This is a genomic window from Acinetobacter sp. UBA3461, assembly GCF_002381195.1.
Classification (GTDB): Bacteria; Pseudomonadota; Gammaproteobacteria; order Pseudomonadales; family Moraxellaceae; genus Acinetobacter; species Acinetobacter schindleri.
Genome location: NZ_DFRO01000029.1, coordinates 1 through 18,171 on the forward strand (window position 1 = coordinate 1; position 18,171 = coordinate 18,171).

The window sequence follows — 18,171 nt, forward strand, 5'->3', positions numbered from 1 at the left end:
AAAATATACATTATATAAATTAAATTTTATATAAAATATTATTTCTTATAACTTAAAGTTTTACCAATAATAAAAAAAATGCTATGTATTTAAGTGAAAAGTTATGTAACGTTCTGTACCAAGTCATACAGGGCAAGTCTCAGGCTGCCTTTACTCTCTCCGTATGTTTAGGTTTTATATGAAAAAGTTAAGTCTCGCTTTACTGCCATTCATGGTAGCCATGACTTCAGCTCAAGCTGAATCTGCATTTGACCCTCAAGGGCAGTACCTGTTAGGGGACTGGGATGGCAAGCGTACAGAACTTGCCCAGCAAGGTATCAAGTTTGAGGCAAATATACTGACAGATACAGCTTATCTGGCAGAGGGTGGCCGTAATGAAGGAGCAGATCCATTAACTTCTGCACAGTTATGGTTAGGTACCCAGTTAGATATGGAAAAACTGGCAGGCTGGGATGGTGTGACTGTTCGTGCAGTCGCTACCGCACGTCAAGGCCAAAGTACTTCAGTGCGTGATTTACAAGGAAATGCGCCTCACATGGCCAATGTTCAAGGTACTTTTGGTCGTGGTAACCAAGACAGTCGTTTAAGCGAACTGTCAATTGAGAAGACCTTCAAAGACCAAGGATTGAGTATTAAAGCAGGTCGTTTAGGTCTGGGTATGGACTTTAATGTCATGGCTTGTGATTTTGCCAGTACAGCATTCTGCGCTGCACAGATGGGTAAATGGCAGGGTAATATCTGGATGAATACCCCGGTATCTCAATGGGGGGCACGCGTTAAACAACAGTTAAATCCTGAAGTTGCAGTTCAAGTGGGGGTTTATGAATTTAACCCGGACAATGGGAATGGCAAGGCTGAAGGTCAAGGCTGGAGTCTGGATACCGATCATGCGGATGGCGTAACCATTCCGGCAGAGGTGGTCTGGACTCCAAAATCTTTTGTGAACGGTTTACCGGGTAGCTACCGTATTGGTGGTATGTATAACACGGCTGATGATATTGCTAACCAAAAAGACATCGCAACAGGTGAAGGAAAAAACCGTACCTTTGCAGGGTGGTTAGCAATAGAGCAACAGTTAACATCGACAGGTAGTGGCCGTCAGGGTTTACATTCATTTGCCAATTTTACCTGGCATGACCGTGATACCAATAAAGTGGATAATTCACAACAAATTGGTGTGAAATATATTGGTTTAGTGGATAGCCAGCCAAATGACATTTTAGGTCTGGCAGTGAATCGTGTGCATGTGAATGACCGTTTTGCAGATTCACGTCCAGCATTTGATGCTAGCGCTGAATACAATATCGAACTCAACTACAGCTATAACGCAACAAAGTGGTTAATGTTACGTCCAAACCTGCAATATGTAGTAAATCCAGGGTCTAGCAATGAAGTAGACAATGCATTAGTACTAGGTTTAACTACACGAGTGATCTTCTAAAGTTGGATTGTTCACGCTATAACTAAACAGGCTCTTGAGAGCCTGTTTTTATTTTGTATATCAATCAGCCAATAAGAAGAGGAAACACCGCGTGACATTACTATTTCAGCCCGTGCAATTTGGATCATTGCAACTTGATAACAAAATCGTAATCGCTCCGATGTGCCAGTACTCTGCAACAGAGCAGGGTGAAATCACCTATTGGCATGAGCAGCAATGGGCCAATTATGCTTTGTCTGGTGCCGGTTTATGTATTGTGGAAGCGACTGCGGTACAGCCACAAGGCCGGATTAGCTATGCAGATCTGGGATTGTGGAATGATAGCCAGACAGCACAGATCAAGACCTTACTGGAAAAGGTGCGATCTCTTTCGCCAATGCCCTTTGCGATTCAGCTGGCACATGCTGGGCGTAAAGCCTCTACAGATAAACCTTGGGAAGGCAAGGGGCAAATTGCACCAGATCAGCCTTTGGGCTGGCAGACTGTCTCTGCCAGTGATATTCCTTTTCAGGCACATGAGCACCCACCAAAAGCCTTAAGTCTTGAGGAAATCCAACAAGTAATTCAGGACTTTGCTGCCAGTGCCAAGCGTGCTGTTGACGCAGGATTTGAGCTGATTGAGCTTCATGCTGCGCATGGCTATTTGCTGCATCAATTTATGTCACCTCTGTCGAATCAGCGCCAGGATCAATATGGCGGTTCATTTGAAAACCGGATTCGTCTGACTTTAGAGGTCTTTAAAGCGATGAAAGCTGCGGTTCCTGAAGGCTATCCAATTGGCGTGCGTATTTCTGCAACCGACTGGATGAAAGATGCTGAAAGCTGGAACATTGAGGCTGCTGTTGAACTTTCTAAAGCGCTGGAAGCATCGGGTGCAGCCTATATCCACGTTTCGAGTGCAGGTTTACATGTAGACCAGAAAATTGATGTGCATCCGAATTATCAGGTTCCTTTTGCGGAAGCGATTAAAAAGGCGGTCAATATTCCAGTGATTGCGGTCGGTTTGATTACGGAAGCAATGCAGGCAGAAGGAATTTTGCAATATGGACAGGCAGATGCTATCGCGCTTGCGCGTGGCATTTTGTATGATCCACGCTGGCCATGGCATGCAGCTGCGACACTCGGTGAAACAGTAGAGGTGACGCCTCAGTATTTACGTTGCCAGCCACACGGTTTGCGTGATCTGCTTAAGCCTTTCTCTTCAGCGGACAAATAAAACTGCTTGTTAAATGAGTGGAAGTTAATCGTTCAGGGATGAACATATTAAGGAACAATGCAGTAAAACTGCAGAAAATTAATGTTATTCACTATTCTATTTCCAATTTGTGCCGTCGTATTTTTAGGTTATATTGCTGCACGAACCCAATTTATCACCCCCTCGCTGATTATGGCGATGAGCCAGTTTGTAATGAAGATTTCCTTGCCAGCTTTTCTGTTACAAGCCTTGGCAAGTAAACATCTCAGCGATATCTGGAGTCCACAGTATTTTATTGCCTATGCAGGTGGTTCTTTGCTGCTCTATGGCGTGGTATTTTTCTGCTGCCGCTATTTCTTCAAGGCTTCTCTCACTGAGTCAGGGGTGCTGGCCATGGGTGGTTCCATGTCCAATACCGGGTTTATCGGCACGGCGATACTGACCTTATTGATTGGTTCACATTCAGCAATTTATCTTTCATTGACTCTTATTGTAGAAAATCTGCTGATCGTGACCTTGATGCTGATTCTGGCTGAACGGGGTCTGCAAGCCCCCGGTACAGCTGGTAAAAGTATATTGACTGGAACATTGCTACGGATCTTGAAAAATCCGGTGATTCTTTCGATTATGCTGGGTATTTTGTGCATAGTTCTAGATATTCAACTACCAGAATTACTTAGCTCTACCTTAAAAATGTTAGGGCAAACCGCATCGCCACTAGCCTTATTTGTGATTGGTGGTAGCCTGATTGGCATGAATCTCAGCTCACTGACGGCCTTTAGCTGGTTCCTGACAGCCATGAAAGTCATCGTCATGCCATTGCTGATTTTCAGTTTATTATCGGCTTTCGATGTCAGTCGTGAGATGCTTTTTATCGGCACATTGCTGGCGGCATTGCCAATGCCAATCGCTTTTGGGATTTTTGCCCAGCATTATGGGGTACAGGACAAAGCTTTACCGCCATTGGTACTCAGTACCTTAATGGGATTTATTGTGGTGGCAGTCATCCTGACTCAGTCTGGTTATTATCTCAGTTAAACATTCCAATAAAAAAGCCCCGAATCAGGGGCTTTTTATAGCTTAGGTTAGCTTTTCTTTTGCGCCGTTGGTTGAGCTGGTTTCTTGCTTTGTTCAGCAATCATTTTCTCTACTGCCGCCAGAGACTCTTTGGCCTGTGGAATATTTTCCTGAGCCAAGGCACTAAAGATTTTCTTCGCTTCAGGCAGGTTTTGCGGCACGATATTACCATTGGCAAACATGTTAGCGACTGCCATCAGGGCAGGGATATAGCCTTTCTTGGCAAGCTCCTGAATCGAGCTTAAACCTTGCTGAATCGGTTTTTCATCTTTATTTTTAAAGCCCAGGCTGATGTCATACAGGGCTTTGGCATGAATCGCCTGGAAATTATCTTTTTTAATCAGTGGTTGAAGTTTTTTCAGTGCTTGCTGATCAGAAGCAGGTTTGCCTTCCGCAAAAAGTAACACTGCCAGATCCACAGTAGCATCATCAAAACCGGCACTGGATGCACGTTCCAGATATTGTTTGGCTTTGGTCAGATCCTGTTTCAGCCCCATTGTGCCGCCTGCATAATTTTTACCGAGGACATAGTTGGCAACCGGGTAGCCTTTGCTTGCTGACTGTTCATACAATTGTACCGCTTTTTTCTCGTTCTTTGCGGTGCCCTGACCAGTCTGTGTTAAATAGCCTAAGTTATACAGTGCTTGAGCATTTCCTTTCTGTGCTAACTCATTCAGTAAAGTGTGAGCACCCTTAAAGTCATTGGCTTTGACTAGGGCTTCAACCTTGGCAAATTGAGGATCAACTACTTCAGCTTTGGTATTTGCATTGGCAAGTGCATATTGAGATGAAACTGCGAGCATCGCAGCAAATATTATTTTTTTCATGGTTCCTGGACCTTGTTGTATGCAACACCTGATTCCGTGGTGTTTTTTAAATTATTACAGCTACATCATAAAATGATTTTATACTTTGTAAATATCCTAATTGTCACGAAATACAAATATAATAGAGAGTAATGAAGAGAAGATGAAGACTATTTTTACCACAAAACTTTGAAATTCTATGTATCTCTGATTAAATCCGCGTTTGAGCCATGAAGTAGGGTGAAACAATGTTTATTAAAGGCATTAAGCGTGCATATGATCAAATCAGTAAGGATGCCAGTATCGCTGATGAGGATAAGTTCGATGCATTACTCATGCGATTGGGTCAAAACTTTTTAGTCAGCAATGAAGACCGTGTATATATTTTTGAGTATGAAGGTAAAACTGCACGCTTCGATGCGAAACATGCACGCGCTTTTCATTTTAAAGATTATGTGATTAAAGATATGAACAAATTGTTCCATGATTTTAATCTTTAAAAAAAATCCTCCATATAGGAGGATTTTTTTAAGGTGATTTTCTTATTGTGGACGAGCGACATCACCACTGAGTGCTTCAGGCAGGTCGAGTACAGTCAAACCTAATTCAATAAGCGCTTCCGGTTTGGCAACCACGAGTGCTTTAAAGCCGCCGTCAATATTGACACTGTTTACGACTTCTACATCATTATTCAGTTTGCTTGCGATAGCTGGTGCTTCAGCTGTACCTTGTACCAGATGCAACCAGTGTTTCGGTTTGGCTTTGAACCATAAACGGGCAATGACTTCCTGACCGAGGTAACACCCCTTGTCATAGTGGATGCCTTCACGCTGATGCAGGCGCAGTTCTTGTGGCTGGAATTGTTCTGCGGTTGCTGCCTGAATCCATGCCTGACCTGATTCAATTGCATTCATTTCCCAAGCTTGAATATCCGTTACTTCAGGACCAAATTCGCTATGAATACCTGCAGTAACTGGATAAGCTGAACCTACTTCTTCTAACTTCATTTTGGAGAAAGCGCCAAACTTGCGGATGTGCTTGGCAAAGTCTTCAGCCTGATCAGCAGTCACAACAATTTCAAAGCTTTCAGAATTAATTTTTTTTAGCCATAAACCAAATAGAATACGTCCTTTTAAACTACAGATCGCGGTATAGCGTGTCTGGTTTTCAGCCAGGGCTTCAGTATTTAAAGTCACTTGACCTTGCAGGAATTTTTGCGCATCTACTCCATTCAGCGTAAATAAGGTAAAAGCAGGAGATGTTGCCATGATCAGCCTCAGTTTGAATACTAAAAATCAATCAAGCTATTGTGCAGCAAGCATTATCTCTAGGCAAATAAAAAAGCCCGCAATATCAGATGCAGGCTTTTAATTAAAAACGAGAGTTAATGATGATGGTCATGTGAACCAGGTAAATCAGCATTACAGTCAAATTTCCCGCCACAGATTCGTACATATTCCATCATGCCCTGATCTTCATGATCGAGAATATGACAATGCTGTACAAAGTCACCTTCGAATTTCTTGTAATGACTTCGAACAATCACTTCATATCCCGGTTTAACAAAGATGGTATCCTTGAATTGTCCTTTTAGACCTCGGTACTGGACATCATCCAGCTCATTTGGCGTGGTTGCAGGTTCCGATATTGCTTCACTTACGTCTTTTTTATCCGGGTTTAAAATTTTAACAATCTGGAACGGATTGACATGGATATGGAAAGGATGTCCCAGATTTGCGCTGGTCAGTACCCATTCATCGACTTTACCTATTTCTAGCTTGCGCACATATTTGCCATTGACCACACTTTCTCCAGTGAAGGTTTCTCCAAAACTATAGATGCCTGGATGATCAGTATGACGATAACCGAATTTACCATTTGGACCAAAAGAGGCATCAAAAGTAGAGCGTTGTTGCGGTCGGTCTTGAATCAGGTTATCTATTTCTCTGGTCATCAATGAGGGATGATCAGTAAAGGCGGACAGATTAAGTTGCGCTAATTGCGCCTGAATCTCCTTGCTTAAGCCGATTTTCTGTGCCTGATCTTTTAAAAACTGAGCAGCAGTTTGCGCCTTCAACTTGGTGGATTTTACATTTACCCAGCCCAGCAGCTGTGCATTCAGCCCACTGTTAGGAGATAACTGTGGGGTGATTTCACCGGAAGTTCTGGTATTGATTTCATCATCAATATTTAATCTTGAATCAAAGATGCAGTATTTATTGGTGGAGGGAAAGCTGAGCATGGCATCGTGACGATAACCTGGCTGGAACACGGAAAGGGTACGGGGCTGAGCCTGGCTCATCGTTAATCCGTCTTGGGCAATCGTGTGAACTGGCAGGCTGGTCAGTTGATCGAAAGCAACTTTTGAGGCGGGAATGAGAATATCCCCCTGATAGGAAAGACAGGCATCCACCGTTTGTTTGGCAGTATATTGACTGGAGCCAGGTAATTCTTTAATGATTAAGCCAATAGTGTCCCGTACCCCTCCATGAATCATACGCCAGCGGTTAAATTCATTTTGGTTAACCTGAAATTCGCCTAATACTTTGCCATTAATTGAAGTGTAGTAGTTATTTAACCCCCAAGAGTTGAAGCTATTCAGACCAGCATAGTTTTCCATCGTGCCTATGCCTGCACCTTTACAATCATTGCTGTTTAAAGATTGGCCTTCAGTGTCAGTACAGTCATATTGAATTTGCTGGAAGACCAGGATTTTTTCATTTGCATCATTATGCTTGGCTTTATCTTTCCATAAAATATCGAGATCACCTGTAGAAGTCACCTTGCCATTTTTCACTTTAGGTACCCGGCTTCCTTCGACAATGAGCGGACCAGCCATCCCACTAGATACCTGAATTGCGGTCGAGCCATGTAAATGGGCATGGTACCAGTAAGTGCCCGCAGGATGATTGGGTTCGATCTTATATTGATAATCAAGATTCGCCTGTGGGGCAATTTTCAGAAAGACATTGTCACTATTTCCCTGAGGGCTGACCCAGAAACCATGTGTATGCAGGTTGGTGGTATTAAAACAATGTGGTTCATTCGGATCGAGAATATTTTCACAGCTTTCAGGTGTTTCATCAGGTAGCTGATTATTTAAATTAATCGACAAGGTTTCACCCTGTTTGACCCGAATCTGTGGACCAACCAGTTCATCCACAATTCCGGTTTCACGTGCTTCCTGCCTGTTCAATAAACTGGCTTTAGTCAAATAACCCCGAACCAGTAATTGATCCCATTGCGATTGCCTCGGGTTATAAATCTTATTGGTCTTATATGCCGCAACCAGTTCGTATTTACCTTTAGCACCTTTTTGCAGCAAGGGTGGATTATTAATGAGTGACTCCGATTTAGCAGAGGCGGGAGGGGAAGGGGGAAAGGGAGGATCCGGTTTAGTGGGATGGGTAGGAGTAGGTTTAGTCGGATTGTATGGATCGGAGGGCTTTTTCCCTCCAATCCAGCTGGAAGCCAAAACTGCCACTAATACAGTAATGATCCCAATAATGGCGATCTGTAACATGTTCTTCACCTTTATTAATTTTTTATGTTGTGTGTTGTTGTTATGAAGTACTTACCGCTTAGATGTACTGAAATGTTTTAAGGGTGAATATCACCAAATTGGGATATACAGATAGATGACAAGAAAAGGTTAAAACTATTCAAGTAATAGGCTACCCAAAATAAGTATTAAGTTTTTGAATTAATTATGATATTTAAAAGAATTTGCAAGAAATCATCGACTGTAAAAAAATCTTAAAAAAGTTAGGGATTTTAATCTGACTCACTTGCTTTACAGGTTTCCAGGTACCAAGCGCATATTGTATTTCCCCCAAAATTAAAAAGAGCTAGAAATAAACTTGGAAAATTTTATTGATGCTATGGTTTATTGTCAGGCTAAGGATCTTGCCGAAGATGGAAAAGAGTCAAAAAAATTATCTATTCAACAGTGCTATTTCTACCCAGAAACTCAGGTCATCTAAAAATCGTCTTTTGTCTTTAAATGAAAAAATAAAGCATACCGTTAATCTTAAATAAGTCTATTTTTTGAGCTATAAGGCTATTCTCATACTAAAGAATAAGAAGGATTTGCCCGGTTTTTTTCTAAAAAATAAGGATTTAGAGCCATTATTTTAAAGAATATGTATCCATTTATTTCAAAAACGCTGTTTTTTATATGTAAGTTTATGAAATATAAAAGATTTGGGAAATGGCTTTTCGACAGTGTACTATGCCTGCAAAACGATGTGAAACATCTACAACAAGTATGCAGTACAGAAGAACGATTCAAGAGGCAGGTAAGCTATGAACAACAACTACCGTAAACCACTGCAAGGTACCCAGCTGGAATATTACGACGTGCGTCAGGCCGTTGAAGATATTCAGCCAGGCGCATATGCCAAACTTCCCTATACCTCCAAAGTGCTGGCAGAGCAGTTGGTACGCCGTTGTGATCCTGCCATTCTGGAACAGTCACTGCGTCAGCTAATTGAGCGTAAGCAGGAACATGATTTCCCGTGGTATCCAGCCCGGGTGGTGTGTCATGACATTTTGGGGCAAACGGCATTGGTTGACCTTGCCGGTCTGCGTGATGCGATTGCTGATCAGGGCGGTGACCCTTCCAAAGTCAATCCGGTGGTGCCAACCCAGCTGATTGTCGACCATTCGCTGGCAGTGGAATATGGCGGCTTTGATCCGGATGCATTTGAGAAAAACCGTGCAATTGAAGACCGCCGTAACGAAGACCGTTTCCATTTTATTGAATGGACCAAAACGGCTTTTGAAAATGTTGATGTGATTCCAGCCGGTAACGGCATCATGCACCAGATCAATCTGGAGAAAATGTCACCAGTGATTCAGAACCGTGACGGTGTTGCCTTCCCGGATACCTGTGTCGGTACTGACTCGCATACGCCACATACCGATGCATTGGGTGTAATTTCAGTGGGTGTTGGTGGCTTAGAAGCTGAGAACGTGATGCTGGGCCGTGCATCGTGGATGCGTCTGCCAGATATTATCGGCGTAGAGTTAGTTGGACAGCGTCAACCGGGCATTACCGCAACGGATATCGTTTTGGCCTTAACTGAATTCCTACGTAAGGAACGTGTTGTGGGTGCGTACTTAGAATTCTTTGGTGAAGGTGCTGACAGTATGTCAGTGGGTGATCGCGCCACAATTTCTAATATGACCCCTGAATATGGCGCAACCGCAGCTATGTTCTATATTGATCAGAACACTATTGATTATCTGACCCTGACTGGTCGTGAATCAGAACAGGTCAAACTGGTTGAAAGCTATGCCAAGGAAATTGGTCTGTGGTCATCGGAAATGACACAAGCAGAATATCCACGTGTACTGCGTTTTGACCTGTCGACTGTGACCCGTAATATTGCTGGTCCATCGAATCCGCATGCGCGTGTATCCACGTCTGATCTGAAAGAAAAAGGCATTGCCGGGGTAGTAGAAAACCGTACCGATGGCCTGATGCCAGATGGTGCAATCATCATCGCGGCGATCACTTCATGTACCAATACTTCCAATCCACGTAATACTGTTGCAGCAGGTTTATTGGCACGTAAAGCCAATGAGCTTGGTTTAGCACGTAAGCCATGGGTGAAATCATCTTTTGCACCAGGTTCTAAAGCAGCTGCGCTGTACTTAGAAGAAGCAGGTGTACTTGAAGATCTGGAAAAACTCGGCTTTGGTATCGTGGCTTATGCCTGTACCACGTGTAACGGCATGTCAGGTGCGCTTGATCCGAAAATTCAGCAAGAAATTATTGACCGTGATTTATACGCGACTGCGGTACTTTCAGGGAACCGTAACTTCGATGGTCGTATTCATCCTTATGCAAAACAGGCTTTCTTGGCATCTCCACCATTAGTCGTGGCTTATGCAATCGCCGGTACGATTCGTTTTGATATCGAAAAAGATGCACTAGGCACAGACAAAGATGGCAATCCGATTTACCTGAAAGACATCTGGCCATCTGATGAAGAAATTGATGCTTTGGTAAAAGAGTCAGTCAAGCCGGAGCAATTTAATAAAGTTTATATTCCAATGTTTGATCTGGGCGAGCGCGAGAAGGCAGCAAGCCCGCTGTATGACTGGCGTCCGCAAAGTACCTATATTCGCCGTCCACCATACTGGGAAGGTGCACTGGCTGCACCGCGTACACTCACCAACATGCGTCCATTGGCTATTCTTGGCGATAACATTACCACTGACCATTTATCGCCTTCAAATGCGATTGTGCGTGATTCAGCGGCGGGTGAATACTTAGCAAAAATGGGTGTGCCCGAGGAAGATTTTAATTCTTATGCGACGCACCGTGGCGATCACCTAACTGCACAGCGTGCAACCCTAGCGAATCCAAAGCTGTATAACGAAATGGTGGTCCGTTCTGACGGTACCATCAAGCAGGGTTCAAAAGCACGTGTGGAGCCGGAAGGCGAAGTGATGCGCATGTGGGAGGCGATAGAAACCTACATGAACCGCAAGCAGCCGTTGATCGTGATTGCTGGTAAAGACTATGGTCAGGGTTCAAGTCGTGACTGGGCTGCGAAAGGTGTGCGTCTGGCAGGTGTAGAAGCGATTGTGGCTGAAGGTTTTGAGCGTATTCACCGTACCAATTTAGTCGGTATGGGTGTGTTGCCACTTGAGTTTAAACCGGGTACAGACCGTAAGACTTTAAAACTGGATGGTACTGAGCTGTATAGCGTGATTGGTAATATTGCACCACGTTCGACGCTGACTTTGGTGATTGAGCGTGCAACTGAAGATGGTAAGGAACAGACGATTGAAGTGCCTGTGACCTGTCGTTTGGATACCGAAGAAGAGGTTTCTGTGTATGAAGCGGGTGGGGTTTTACAGCGTTTTGCACAGGACTTCTTGGAAGGGAATGTTTAAAAATCTCCCCTAACCCTGAGCCATATATGGCACAAGGAAAAGAAGGGAACTCCCTCCTTTTTAAAAGGTGAGAAGCATTGCTTCGCAAGGGTGGATTAAAGTTGTTGATATTGTTTAAAAAACGCTCTAATGTGAATTTGGGCGTTTTTTATTTCTTTGAGTATAAATTTGGAAATCTATAAAGATATCGATAATGATTCTAACGTAACACATTACGAAATTGGAGGAACCTATATTAGGGTCAAATTTAATGGAACAGTTAAAATTTATACTTATAGTTATCATAGTGCAGGAATTGAAAAAGTTGAGCGTATGAAACAATTAGCTCAGGCTGGGGATGGTCTCAATTCTTATATTAAATTACATGGAAATAGTCTTTATGAAAAATAAAAAATATGAAATTTAAAAGTAAAAATTTAAGAGAAATCGCAGAGTGCATCATAGGCGATAAAAATTATTTTGAGTATAAAAGTAGTATGTATATTTCAGAATTTTTTGAGGACTGTGATTTACCTTTTAAGCATGATGGTTCGACACGTTGGGCGTGGACATCAGACAGATTAGCAGAATTGCTAGAAGAACCTTGTCCACCAAATATGTTACCACCGAGATTTGTGCATGTATTAAGAATTTTAATGCATAAATCTGAAGCCACAGAAGATGATCCTCAACGTATCAAGGCACTCATTGAATTAAACAAGCCTTTAACTAGAGAAGGATATGAGGCTTTTTACGGGGAAGACAATAATTTATATATTAGAAATTTGAGTGATAATCAGACTATAAAATCTTTTGAAAATCCGCACCGAATTTTTTCAGAAGTAGAAATTAAAAAAAGAGAGCAATTAATAAGTTATTTAGAAAAATGCTCTGAGGATCAACTTATTGAAAATATATTACTGCCATTATTTCGAACTTTAGGCTTTCAAAGAATAACTGTTGCTGGACACAAAGATAAAGCACTGGAGTACGGTAAAGATATATGGATGAAATATACTTTACCTACTCAACATGTAATTTATTTTGGGATACAAGTCAAAAAAGGGAAGTTAGATGCATCTGGAGTTTCTAAAGCAGCCAACCATAATATTGCTGAAATTTATAACCAAACCACAATGATGTTAGGGCATGAAATCTTTGATCCAGAGACTAATAAAAGAGTTCTAGTTGATCATGCTTATATAATTGCTGGTGGTGAAATTACCAAAGCTGCAAGAAATTGGTTAGGTAACAAATTAGATGCTAATCGTAGAAGCCAAATCATTTTTATGGATAGAGATGATATTTTAAATCTATTTACAGTAAATAGTATTGAAGTACCTAAACTGGAGTGTAATTTTACCGATACATTTTAGAAATATTACTTCGCCCATCTGCCACCATCATTTACAAAAATGGACAATAGACATTCATCACCAGAGGGTTATACTAGTTTCACCATTTTCTAAAAACAACGGAGAACAAAGATGGTTATTGCTGGCTCTAAACCGGGAACAGGTTTCTATTTTTGTGTTCAATGCGGACATCGCGTTTACTTAGAAATTGGTACAGACCGCTTACCACCGTGTACCAAATGCCAAGGCACCCAATATAACGATAAGGTTGCCTAAGCTACAGCAAAAAATAAAACAGAAAAACCTGTTTTAAATAAAAGCCCTATTACCCCATAGGGCTTTTTGCTATTTTAGAGAGAAAGAAAATCACCCATCGCCACAAACAGGTTTGGAGCGCAGTATGGAAACGATCCTCGGTTTATGTATTGGTATTGGACTCAGTGCAGCGTGTGGCTTTCGTATATTCGCACCTTTGCTGGTCATGAGTATCGCTTGTAATCTGAACTGGTTTGAACCAATCCAGGGCTTCGGCTGGCTGGCTTTACCCTCGGTTTGTTTGACACTGGGCATCGCGACCTTATGTGAAATCATCGCTTACTATATTCCCTGGGTGGATAATATCCTTGACATTATTGCCACTCCCGCAGCTGTCATTGCTGGAACGGTATCTACGATGGCAGTAAGTAGTGGGGAAATGTCGCAGTTTATAGCTTGGGCAACCGCATTAATTGTAGGTGGAGGCACTGCTGGAGCAGTACAATTTGGTACGGTGGCTTTGCGAGGTTTATCCACTGCCACCACCGGTGGAGTAGGAAATCCGGTCATTTCTACAGGGGAGTGGGTCAGTGCGCTACTGATTTCAATTTTATCCTTCTTGGCACCTGTAATGCTGGTGATAGTATTAATTATTGCTACCATATGGTTGGTACGCTGGTTTAAACAGATCAAGAAAAATAAAGCTGATCCTGGCATAGCATAAATCCTCTAAGTCACTGTTCTATAAATTTAAAATTAAATAAATAGTTCATTTAAAAAGGCTAAAAAAACTTTTAAAAGTGATTGATTTTCATCCATAAAAGGCATAATTTTAGTATGGGATTAAAAAATACATACTTTTATTATGGCTTTTTAATTCCTACCTTTATAAAAAAGAATATGGGGAGTTTGCATGGATATGATCAAGTTTGTGATTGATGAGCATACGACAGACAATGGTGCACATCTGATCCATAATTCAACGATAGGGTGTGAAAACTTGCCTGATCCTGATGCTCAGATTTTGATTGGTTATTTTGCCAATTATGAACTGGCGTATAAGCGTGCGCGCATGAACTGGCCTAGAGAGAAAGTGACCGGTTGTGAAAAATGCTGCAAGGCATAACTCATGAATCAATCAGTAATTGAAAATGAATATGATGTTGAGATTTTTGACCCTGCCATTGTGTAGGGTCATTTTGTTTCAGCTTTCATCTTTCTATGTTAAAAATAATAAGCAACATGTGCCTATACATATGAGATCAGGAAAATGAAAATAGCAAAACTTGCAGTTTTTTTCAGTGCAACCATATTGATCTCGAATGCAGCCGTAGCGCAACAAGCTTTAAAGCCTCAACAGCGCCAGTCACAACAAGATCAAAAAACTTTTCAAGCTTATGTCCCAAAAAACTATTCTTTCTTTGAAGCAGTAAAAGGTGACTTAAATAAAGATGGTGTGCCGGATGCTGTACTGATTGTCAAAGCTACAGATCCTAAAGCTTTAGTTAAAGATGAATATCGTGGAACCTTAGACCGGAACCGCCGAGGTATCATTGTTCTTTTGGGGCAAAAGGACAAGAACACTTATAAACAGTTTCTGCAAAACCTGAACTGTTTCAGCTCGGATCAGGAAGATGGTGGGGTGTATTATCCACCTGAACTGGTACCTGAAATTAACAAAGGACTACTACAGCTTACGTATCAGCATGGACGTTATGGTTATTGGAGTTATAAATTCCGTCTTCAGAATCAGGATATGCGACTGATTGGCTATGACCAGTTTTCTCATCATGGTCCTTTACTTGAGTCGAAAACCAGCTTTAATCTGCTGACTGGCAAAAAAATCTATAGTAAAAACCTAATCACGGATCCGGAGCGCAAACCAAAATATAAAGAAACGCACTCAGTGCATAAAAAGTCACCTATTTATTTATCCAAAATTAAAGACTTTGATCAACTCACATTTTAAATATCTAACTGCCTGAAATTGGCGCACATTTTGCAATTTATTTAATACGAGGATGCAAAGCTTCATCTAATCGTAGAGCTTTGACTTAATTTAGTGCGCTTTTATGCACGATAAAGAGGGCAATTGAGTATGGATATGACCAACCACGTTTCTGAATCCCCGAAACTACCGCTTTCTGCACATGCCTGTGCGGCATGGTCGCTCATATTTGTGCCTTTTTGTGGGGCAATTGGGCTGATCTATTTTGCGCTGGCTTATCTGATCAATCTGAAAGTACTGACATCTGAATTAAGCAAAATGAATAAAGTACTGGCAATTATCATGTCCGGGATGTGTGCCATGAGTGGCTGGTGGTTTACTGCACAATGGTTGCAGGGAACTTTTTAAAGTGAAAAAAGGAGAAAAGGGATAAATAAAATTCCAATAAAGCTCATTTTTTTAAAATAAAACGTCATAAAAATGAGTCAATGAGATTTATTTCTCTGAATTGTCTTTTAAATCGGAATAATTTTTCAAAAATTAGAAAAATGATAAAAACATAGGAAATTAATTCCGTGTGCTCAAGGCTAATATATGTCTCAAGGGTGTGACGGGATCGGAAAGAGTAGCATGCTGTGAGCGGCGCAAAACGCGAGAGCAGTACTTACCCAAAAGGTCTTGATCCGGCTTAGGACGCTATGAACCACAAGTTTGTAGGCTATAAGATCAATTCTTACAAAGATTGATAGTTGAAGTAAACCATCACGAGTTTTCCCAACACCCTAAAAAATTCTCCAGTAAAACCCATTAGAAAATATAAAAATAACTCTTCCATTCAAATCCCCTTAACAGTGTTATATCCGCCATTTCTTTTTATTCAGTCAATTTATGCTAGTCTGGAAATTGAACCATATCCTTTAGGGGAATCGTGATGGAGTTTGATTTCTGGCGGCAATTTTTACTGTATGCATTGTTCGTCAATTACAGCATATTAATATTCTGGTTCCTGATCATTGTCTTTGCCCGCGACTGGGTCAAACAGTTGCATGGAAAATGGTTCCAGCTATCAGATTCAACCTTTGATGCCATTCATTATGCGGGTATGGCACTCTATAAGATTGGTATTTTTCTATTTAATCTAGTGCCTTTATTGACTTTATATCTGATGTAAATATAGAGAGAAATAATAGTTTTGAATCTTTCATTAATGTGATTTTAACCTGTGGTCGAATAGTAATCTCAAAGACCTAGTTCAAATTATTAAAATTGTCCAACTAAAAACAACAACATCGCTAAAAGGAGCTCAGGTAAATGAATCAGTTTAAACCCGCCCTGATTTTAGGGGCACTCATCGGCTTAGGAATGATTATAGCTGGATGGATCCTGGGGAATAGTGCCGTCAAGATCAAACAGTATGAACGGATTGTTTCGGTCAAAGGCCTGTCTGAACGTGAAGTTAAGGCAAATGTCGCGGTCTGGCCGATTCGCTTTAGTTCGGCCAGTCAGGATTTGACTCAGCTTTATGACATGATGGAACTACAAACCCAGCAAATCCAGTCTTTCCTGAAAGGTGAAGGCTTTAAAGCCGAAGAAATTACCACGGGAGCACCCGTCACCACAGATAAATATGCACAGCAGTATGGCGGTGATGCTAATGTTGCCCTGCGTTATACCGCACATCAAACCATTACCGTGTATACCCATAATATTGATGCAGTACGGGCAGCACAAACTCGTTTAGCAGAACTGGGTAAAAAGGGCATCGCCTTTGGTGGCGATGATTCTGGACAACGAACTGAGTATCTATTTACTGGCTTGAATGACATTAAACCAGCGATGATTGAACAGGCCACACAAAATGCTCGGAGCGTGGCAGAAAAATTTGCAGCTGATTCGCAAAGTCGTCTGGGAAAAATCAAAACCGCTAATCAGGGTCTGTTCAGTATTGAAGATCGCGACAGTAATACACCTTATCTTAAAAAAGTTCGTGTCGTATCTACAGTCGATTACTATCTGGCAGATTAAATTAACCGGAAGCAATTCAGCAGTACGATCTGAGCAGTTTAAATCCGGCTGACCAGGTCGCAAGCCGAGTATAACCTCCTTAAATCAACTTCCTGTAAACGTTCAGATTGACACACTGGATTGACATTGTTATTTTGCGCATCTTTCTCCCCATGCAATTGCGCCATGCCACTAAACGATAACTTTGTTTACTGCCCACCTCAAGATCCACTCAAAATTCTCTATGAAGATGATGATCTGGTGGTGATTGAAAAACCGGCAGGGTTATTATCGGTGCCGGGTCGTCTGCCAGAGCATCATGACAGCGCGTATTTACGTGTGCGCGAGCAATTTCCGGAAGCACGAATTACCCATCGCCTGGATATGGCTACTTCCGGAATTCTGATGTTTGCCAAGCATCGTGATGCAGAAGTAGCAGTCAGTAAAATGTTTCAGGCGCGTACGGTGAATAAGCATTACATCGCTTTAGTACAAGGCAAACTGGTAGGTGAGGGCGAAGTCAATGCCCCACTCATCACTGACTGGGAAAATCGGCCACGTCAGATGGTACATACGGAACTGGGCAAGCCCTCTAAAACCCTGTATCAAGTGTTGGATTATGATGTGGCACAAGATATTAGCCGTGTCTTATTAACGCCGATTACCGGGCGTTCGCATCAACTGCGTGTGCATATGATGCATATTGGTCATCCAATTACTGGCGATAAAATCTACCACCCTGAACCACTGCGTAGTCCGCTGCAACGCATGGCCCTGCATGCCAGTTATCTTGCATTTACCCAACCCTTAAGTGATAAACCGGTAGAAATTTACGGTAGTGTGCCTTTTTAATACTGTCTAGTTTCAACTCTATGTTTTATTAAAGAATATTTGAATTTCTGCAAGGAATGCAGAACACTTTATTCATGTATTGTGTTGTATAAAGTGTGAGAAAATATTTCATATTTTTTCTTTAATTCTCCAAATTTACTTATTTTTTGATCTAAAAAGCATTAATTTAAATATAGTTATGTGCTTTGTTGAACCATGTAAATTTATAAGTTTACCTATCTTAATACTGTCTCATGAAGAAAATTAAATTTTTAAAAAGATCAAAATTTGGTAAATTTAAGTATATGTTATTAAACAACATTATATTTTAATTTTGATAAAAATTAAGAAATATAATATTATTTCATTAA

General features: G+C 41.4%; 19 protein-coding genes. 15 read left to right on the forward strand and 4 right to left on the reverse strand.

The genetic code is table 11. The annotated features are described in order from the left end of the window. The first annotated feature begins 178 nt into the window (after positions 1-178). From B3D47_RS09330 to B3D47_RS09340, 3 genes are all read left to right on the forward strand, one after another. Positions 179-1,441 (forward strand): carbohydrate porin, encoded by a 1,263-nt coding sequence (locus tag B3D47_RS09330; RefSeq protein WP_286861620.1) that lies wholly within the window; start codon positions 179-181, stop codon positions 1,439-1,441. Positions 1,442-1,532: 91 nt separating this feature from the next. Further along, entirely contained in the window at positions 1,533-2,657 is a 1,125-nt protein-coding gene (locus B3D47_RS09335) for an NADH:flavin oxidoreductase/NADH oxidase (RefSeq protein ID WP_286861623.1), read from the forward strand. Positions 2,658-2,738: 81 nt separating this feature from the next. Further along, entirely contained in the window at positions 2,739-3,674 is a 936-nt protein-coding gene (locus tag B3D47_RS09340) for an AEC family transporter (RefSeq protein ID WP_286861626.1), read from the forward strand. A gap of 47 nt (positions 3,675-3,721) precedes the next feature. Here B3D47_RS09340 and B3D47_RS09345 read toward each other — a convergent pair whose 3' ends face one another. Further along, positions 3,722-4,540, reverse strand: coding sequence for a tetratricopeptide repeat protein (locus B3D47_RS09345; RefSeq protein ID WP_163165132.1), 819 nt, complete (start codon positions 4,538-4,540; stop codon positions 3,722-3,724). 227 nt (positions 4,541-4,767) lie between these two features. Between B3D47_RS09345 and B3D47_RS09350 the strand changes: the two genes are divergently transcribed. After that, on the forward strand, positions 4,768-5,019 hold the full coding sequence (locus B3D47_RS09350) for a hypothetical protein (RefSeq protein WP_273798525.1): 252 nt from the start codon (positions 4,768-4,770) through the stop codon (positions 5,017-5,019). 42 nt (positions 5,020-5,061) lie between these two features. On the opposite strand, the gene B3D47_RS09355 is transcribed toward B3D47_RS09350, so the two are convergent. Beyond that, positions 5,062-5,787 carry a YgfZ/GcvT domain-containing protein gene (locus tag B3D47_RS09355; RefSeq protein WP_286861632.1) on the reverse strand — a complete coding sequence of 242 codons (726 nt, stop codon included), beginning with the start codon at positions 5,785-5,787 and terminating at the stop codon, positions 5,062-5,064. A 116-nt stretch (positions 5,788-5,903) separates the two neighbouring features. Further along, on the reverse strand, positions 5,904-8,042 hold the full coding sequence (locus B3D47_RS09360) for a multicopper oxidase family protein (RefSeq protein ID WP_286861635.1): 2,139 nt from the start codon (positions 8,040-8,042) through the stop codon (positions 5,904-5,906). A 782-nt stretch (positions 8,043-8,824) separates the two neighbouring features. Between B3D47_RS09360 and acnD the strand changes: the two genes are divergently transcribed. The 10 genes from acnD to B3D47_RS09410 all read left to right on the forward strand — a co-directional run bounded on the left by acnD (position 8,825) and on the right by B3D47_RS09410 (position 16,990). Then, positions 8,825-11,428, forward strand: a complete 2,604-nt coding sequence (gene acnD / locus B3D47_RS09365; RefSeq protein ID WP_286861638.1) for a Fe/S-dependent 2-methylisocitrate dehydratase AcnD — start codon at positions 8,825-8,827, stop codon at positions 11,426-11,428. A 168-nt stretch (positions 11,429-11,596) separates the two neighbouring features. Further along, positions 11,597-11,818 carry a hypothetical protein gene (locus B3D47_RS09370; RefSeq protein ID WP_273798530.1) on the forward strand — a complete coding sequence of 74 codons (222 nt, stop codon included), beginning with the start codon at positions 11,597-11,599 and terminating at the stop codon, positions 11,816-11,818. Positions 11,819-11,823: 5 nt separating this feature from the next. Then, on the forward strand, positions 11,824-12,783 hold the full coding sequence (locus B3D47_RS09375; protein ID WP_286861643.1) for a hypothetical protein: 960 nt from the start codon (positions 11,824-11,826) through the stop codon (positions 12,781-12,783). Positions 12,784-12,894: 111 nt separating this feature from the next. Next, positions 12,895-13,038, forward strand: a complete 144-nt coding sequence (locus tag B3D47_RS09380) for a zinc ribbon-containing protein (RefSeq protein WP_004814545.1) — start codon at positions 12,895-12,897, stop codon at positions 13,036-13,038. A gap of 124 nt (positions 13,039-13,162) precedes the next feature. Continuing rightward, positions 13,163-13,741, forward strand: coding sequence for a DUF4126 domain-containing protein (locus tag B3D47_RS09385; protein WP_286861648.1), 579 nt, complete (start codon positions 13,163-13,165; stop codon positions 13,739-13,741). Between the two features lie 189 nt (positions 13,742-13,930). Continuing rightward, a complete protein-coding gene (locus B3D47_RS09390) occupies positions 13,931-14,143 on the forward strand; it encodes a hypothetical protein (RefSeq protein WP_286861650.1) in 213 nt (70 codons plus the stop codon). A gap of 144 nt (positions 14,144-14,287) precedes the next feature. After that, positions 14,288-14,986: a hypothetical protein gene (locus tag B3D47_RS09395; protein WP_253170879.1), complete on the forward strand. Its 699-nt coding sequence runs from the start codon at positions 14,288-14,290 to the stop codon at positions 14,984-14,986. 129 nt (positions 14,987-15,115) lie between these two features. Next, entirely contained in the window at positions 15,116-15,373 is a 258-nt protein-coding gene (locus tag B3D47_RS09400) for a hypothetical protein (RefSeq protein WP_004814555.1), read from the forward strand. 523 nt (positions 15,374-15,896) lie between these two features. Beyond that, positions 15,897-16,136 (forward strand): DUF6868 family protein, encoded by a 240-nt coding sequence (locus B3D47_RS09405; protein ID WP_286861659.1) that lies wholly within the window; start codon positions 15,897-15,899, stop codon positions 16,134-16,136. 140 nt (positions 16,137-16,276) lie between these two features. Further along, on the forward strand, positions 16,277-16,990 hold the full coding sequence (locus B3D47_RS09410) for an SIMPL domain-containing protein (RefSeq protein WP_286861654.1): 714 nt from the start codon (positions 16,277-16,279) through the stop codon (positions 16,988-16,990). Positions 16,991-17,028: 38 nt separating this feature from the next. On the opposite strand, the gene B3D47_RS09415 is transcribed toward B3D47_RS09410, so the two are convergent. Beyond that, positions 17,029-17,157 (reverse strand): hypothetical protein, encoded by a 129-nt coding sequence (locus B3D47_RS09415; RefSeq protein ID WP_264821565.1) that lies wholly within the window; start codon positions 17,155-17,157, stop codon positions 17,029-17,031. Here B3D47_RS09415 and B3D47_RS09420 point away from each other — a divergent pair. Beyond that, complete coding sequence (locus B3D47_RS09420; protein WP_005223123.1) at positions 17,156-17,821, forward strand: RluA family pseudouridine synthase; 666 nt, start codon at positions 17,156-17,158, stop codon at positions 17,819-17,821. The two genes, B3D47_RS09415 and B3D47_RS09420, sit on opposite strands and share 2 nt — an antisense overlap. Positions 17,822-18,171: the final 350 nt, after the last annotated feature.

Excerpts from the sequence above, each read along its gene's own strand:
- B3D47_RS09390 (WP_286861650.1), top strand. The coding sequence starts at position 13,931 with ATGGATATGATCAAGTTTGTGATTGATGAGCATACGACAGACAATGGT.
- B3D47_RS09410 (WP_286861654.1), top strand. The coding sequence starts at position 16,277 with ATGAATCAGTTTAAACCCGCCCTGATTTTAGGGGCACTCATCGGCTTA.
- B3D47_RS09405 (WP_286861659.1), top strand. The coding sequence starts at position 15,897 with ATGGAGTTTGATTTCTGGCGGCAATTTTTACTGTATGCATTGTTCGTC.
- B3D47_RS09355 (WP_286861632.1), bottom strand. The coding sequence starts at position 5,787 with ATGGCAACATCTCCTGCTTTTACCTTATTTACGCTGAATGGAGTAGAT.
- B3D47_RS09360 (WP_286861635.1), bottom strand. The coding sequence starts at position 8,042 with ATGTTACAGATCGCCATTATTGGGATCATTACTGTATTAGTGGCAGTT.
- B3D47_RS09415 (WP_264821565.1), bottom strand. The coding sequence starts at position 17,157 with ATGGCGCAATTGCATGGGGAGAAAGATGCGCAAAATAACAATGTCAAT.
- B3D47_RS09420 (WP_005223123.1), top strand. The coding sequence starts at position 17,156 with ATGCCACTAAACGATAACTTTGTTTACTGCCCACCTCAAGATCCACTC.
- B3D47_RS09400 (WP_004814555.1), top strand. The coding sequence starts at position 15,116 with ATGGATATGACCAACCACGTTTCTGAATCCCCGAAACTACCGCTTTCT.
- B3D47_RS09330 (WP_286861620.1), top strand. The coding sequence starts at position 179 with ATGAAAAAGTTAAGTCTCGCTTTACTGCCATTCATGGTAGCCATGACT.
- B3D47_RS09385 (WP_286861648.1), top strand. The coding sequence starts at position 13,163 with ATGGAAACGATCCTCGGTTTATGTATTGGTATTGGACTCAGTGCAGCG.
- B3D47_RS09375 (WP_286861643.1), top strand. The coding sequence starts at position 11,824 with ATGAAATTTAAAAGTAAAAATTTAAGAGAAATCGCAGAGTGCATCATA.
- B3D47_RS09395 (WP_253170879.1), top strand. The coding sequence starts at position 14,288 with ATGAAAATAGCAAAACTTGCAGTTTTTTTCAGTGCAACCATATTGATC.
- B3D47_RS09345 (WP_163165132.1), bottom strand. The coding sequence starts at position 4,540 with ATGAAAAAAATAATATTTGCTGCGATGCTCGCAGTTTCATCTCAATAT.
- B3D47_RS09350 (WP_273798525.1), top strand. The coding sequence starts at position 4,768 with ATGTTTATTAAAGGCATTAAGCGTGCATATGATCAAATCAGTAAGGAT.
- B3D47_RS09380 (WP_004814545.1), top strand. The coding sequence starts at position 12,895 with ATGGTTATTGCTGGCTCTAAACCGGGAACAGGTTTCTATTTTTGTGTT.
- B3D47_RS09340 (WP_286861626.1), top strand. The coding sequence starts at position 2,739 with ATGTTATTCACTATTCTATTTCCAATTTGTGCCGTCGTATTTTTAGGT.
- acnD (WP_286861638.1), top strand. The coding sequence starts at position 8,825 with ATGAACAACAACTACCGTAAACCACTGCAAGGTACCCAGCTGGAATAT.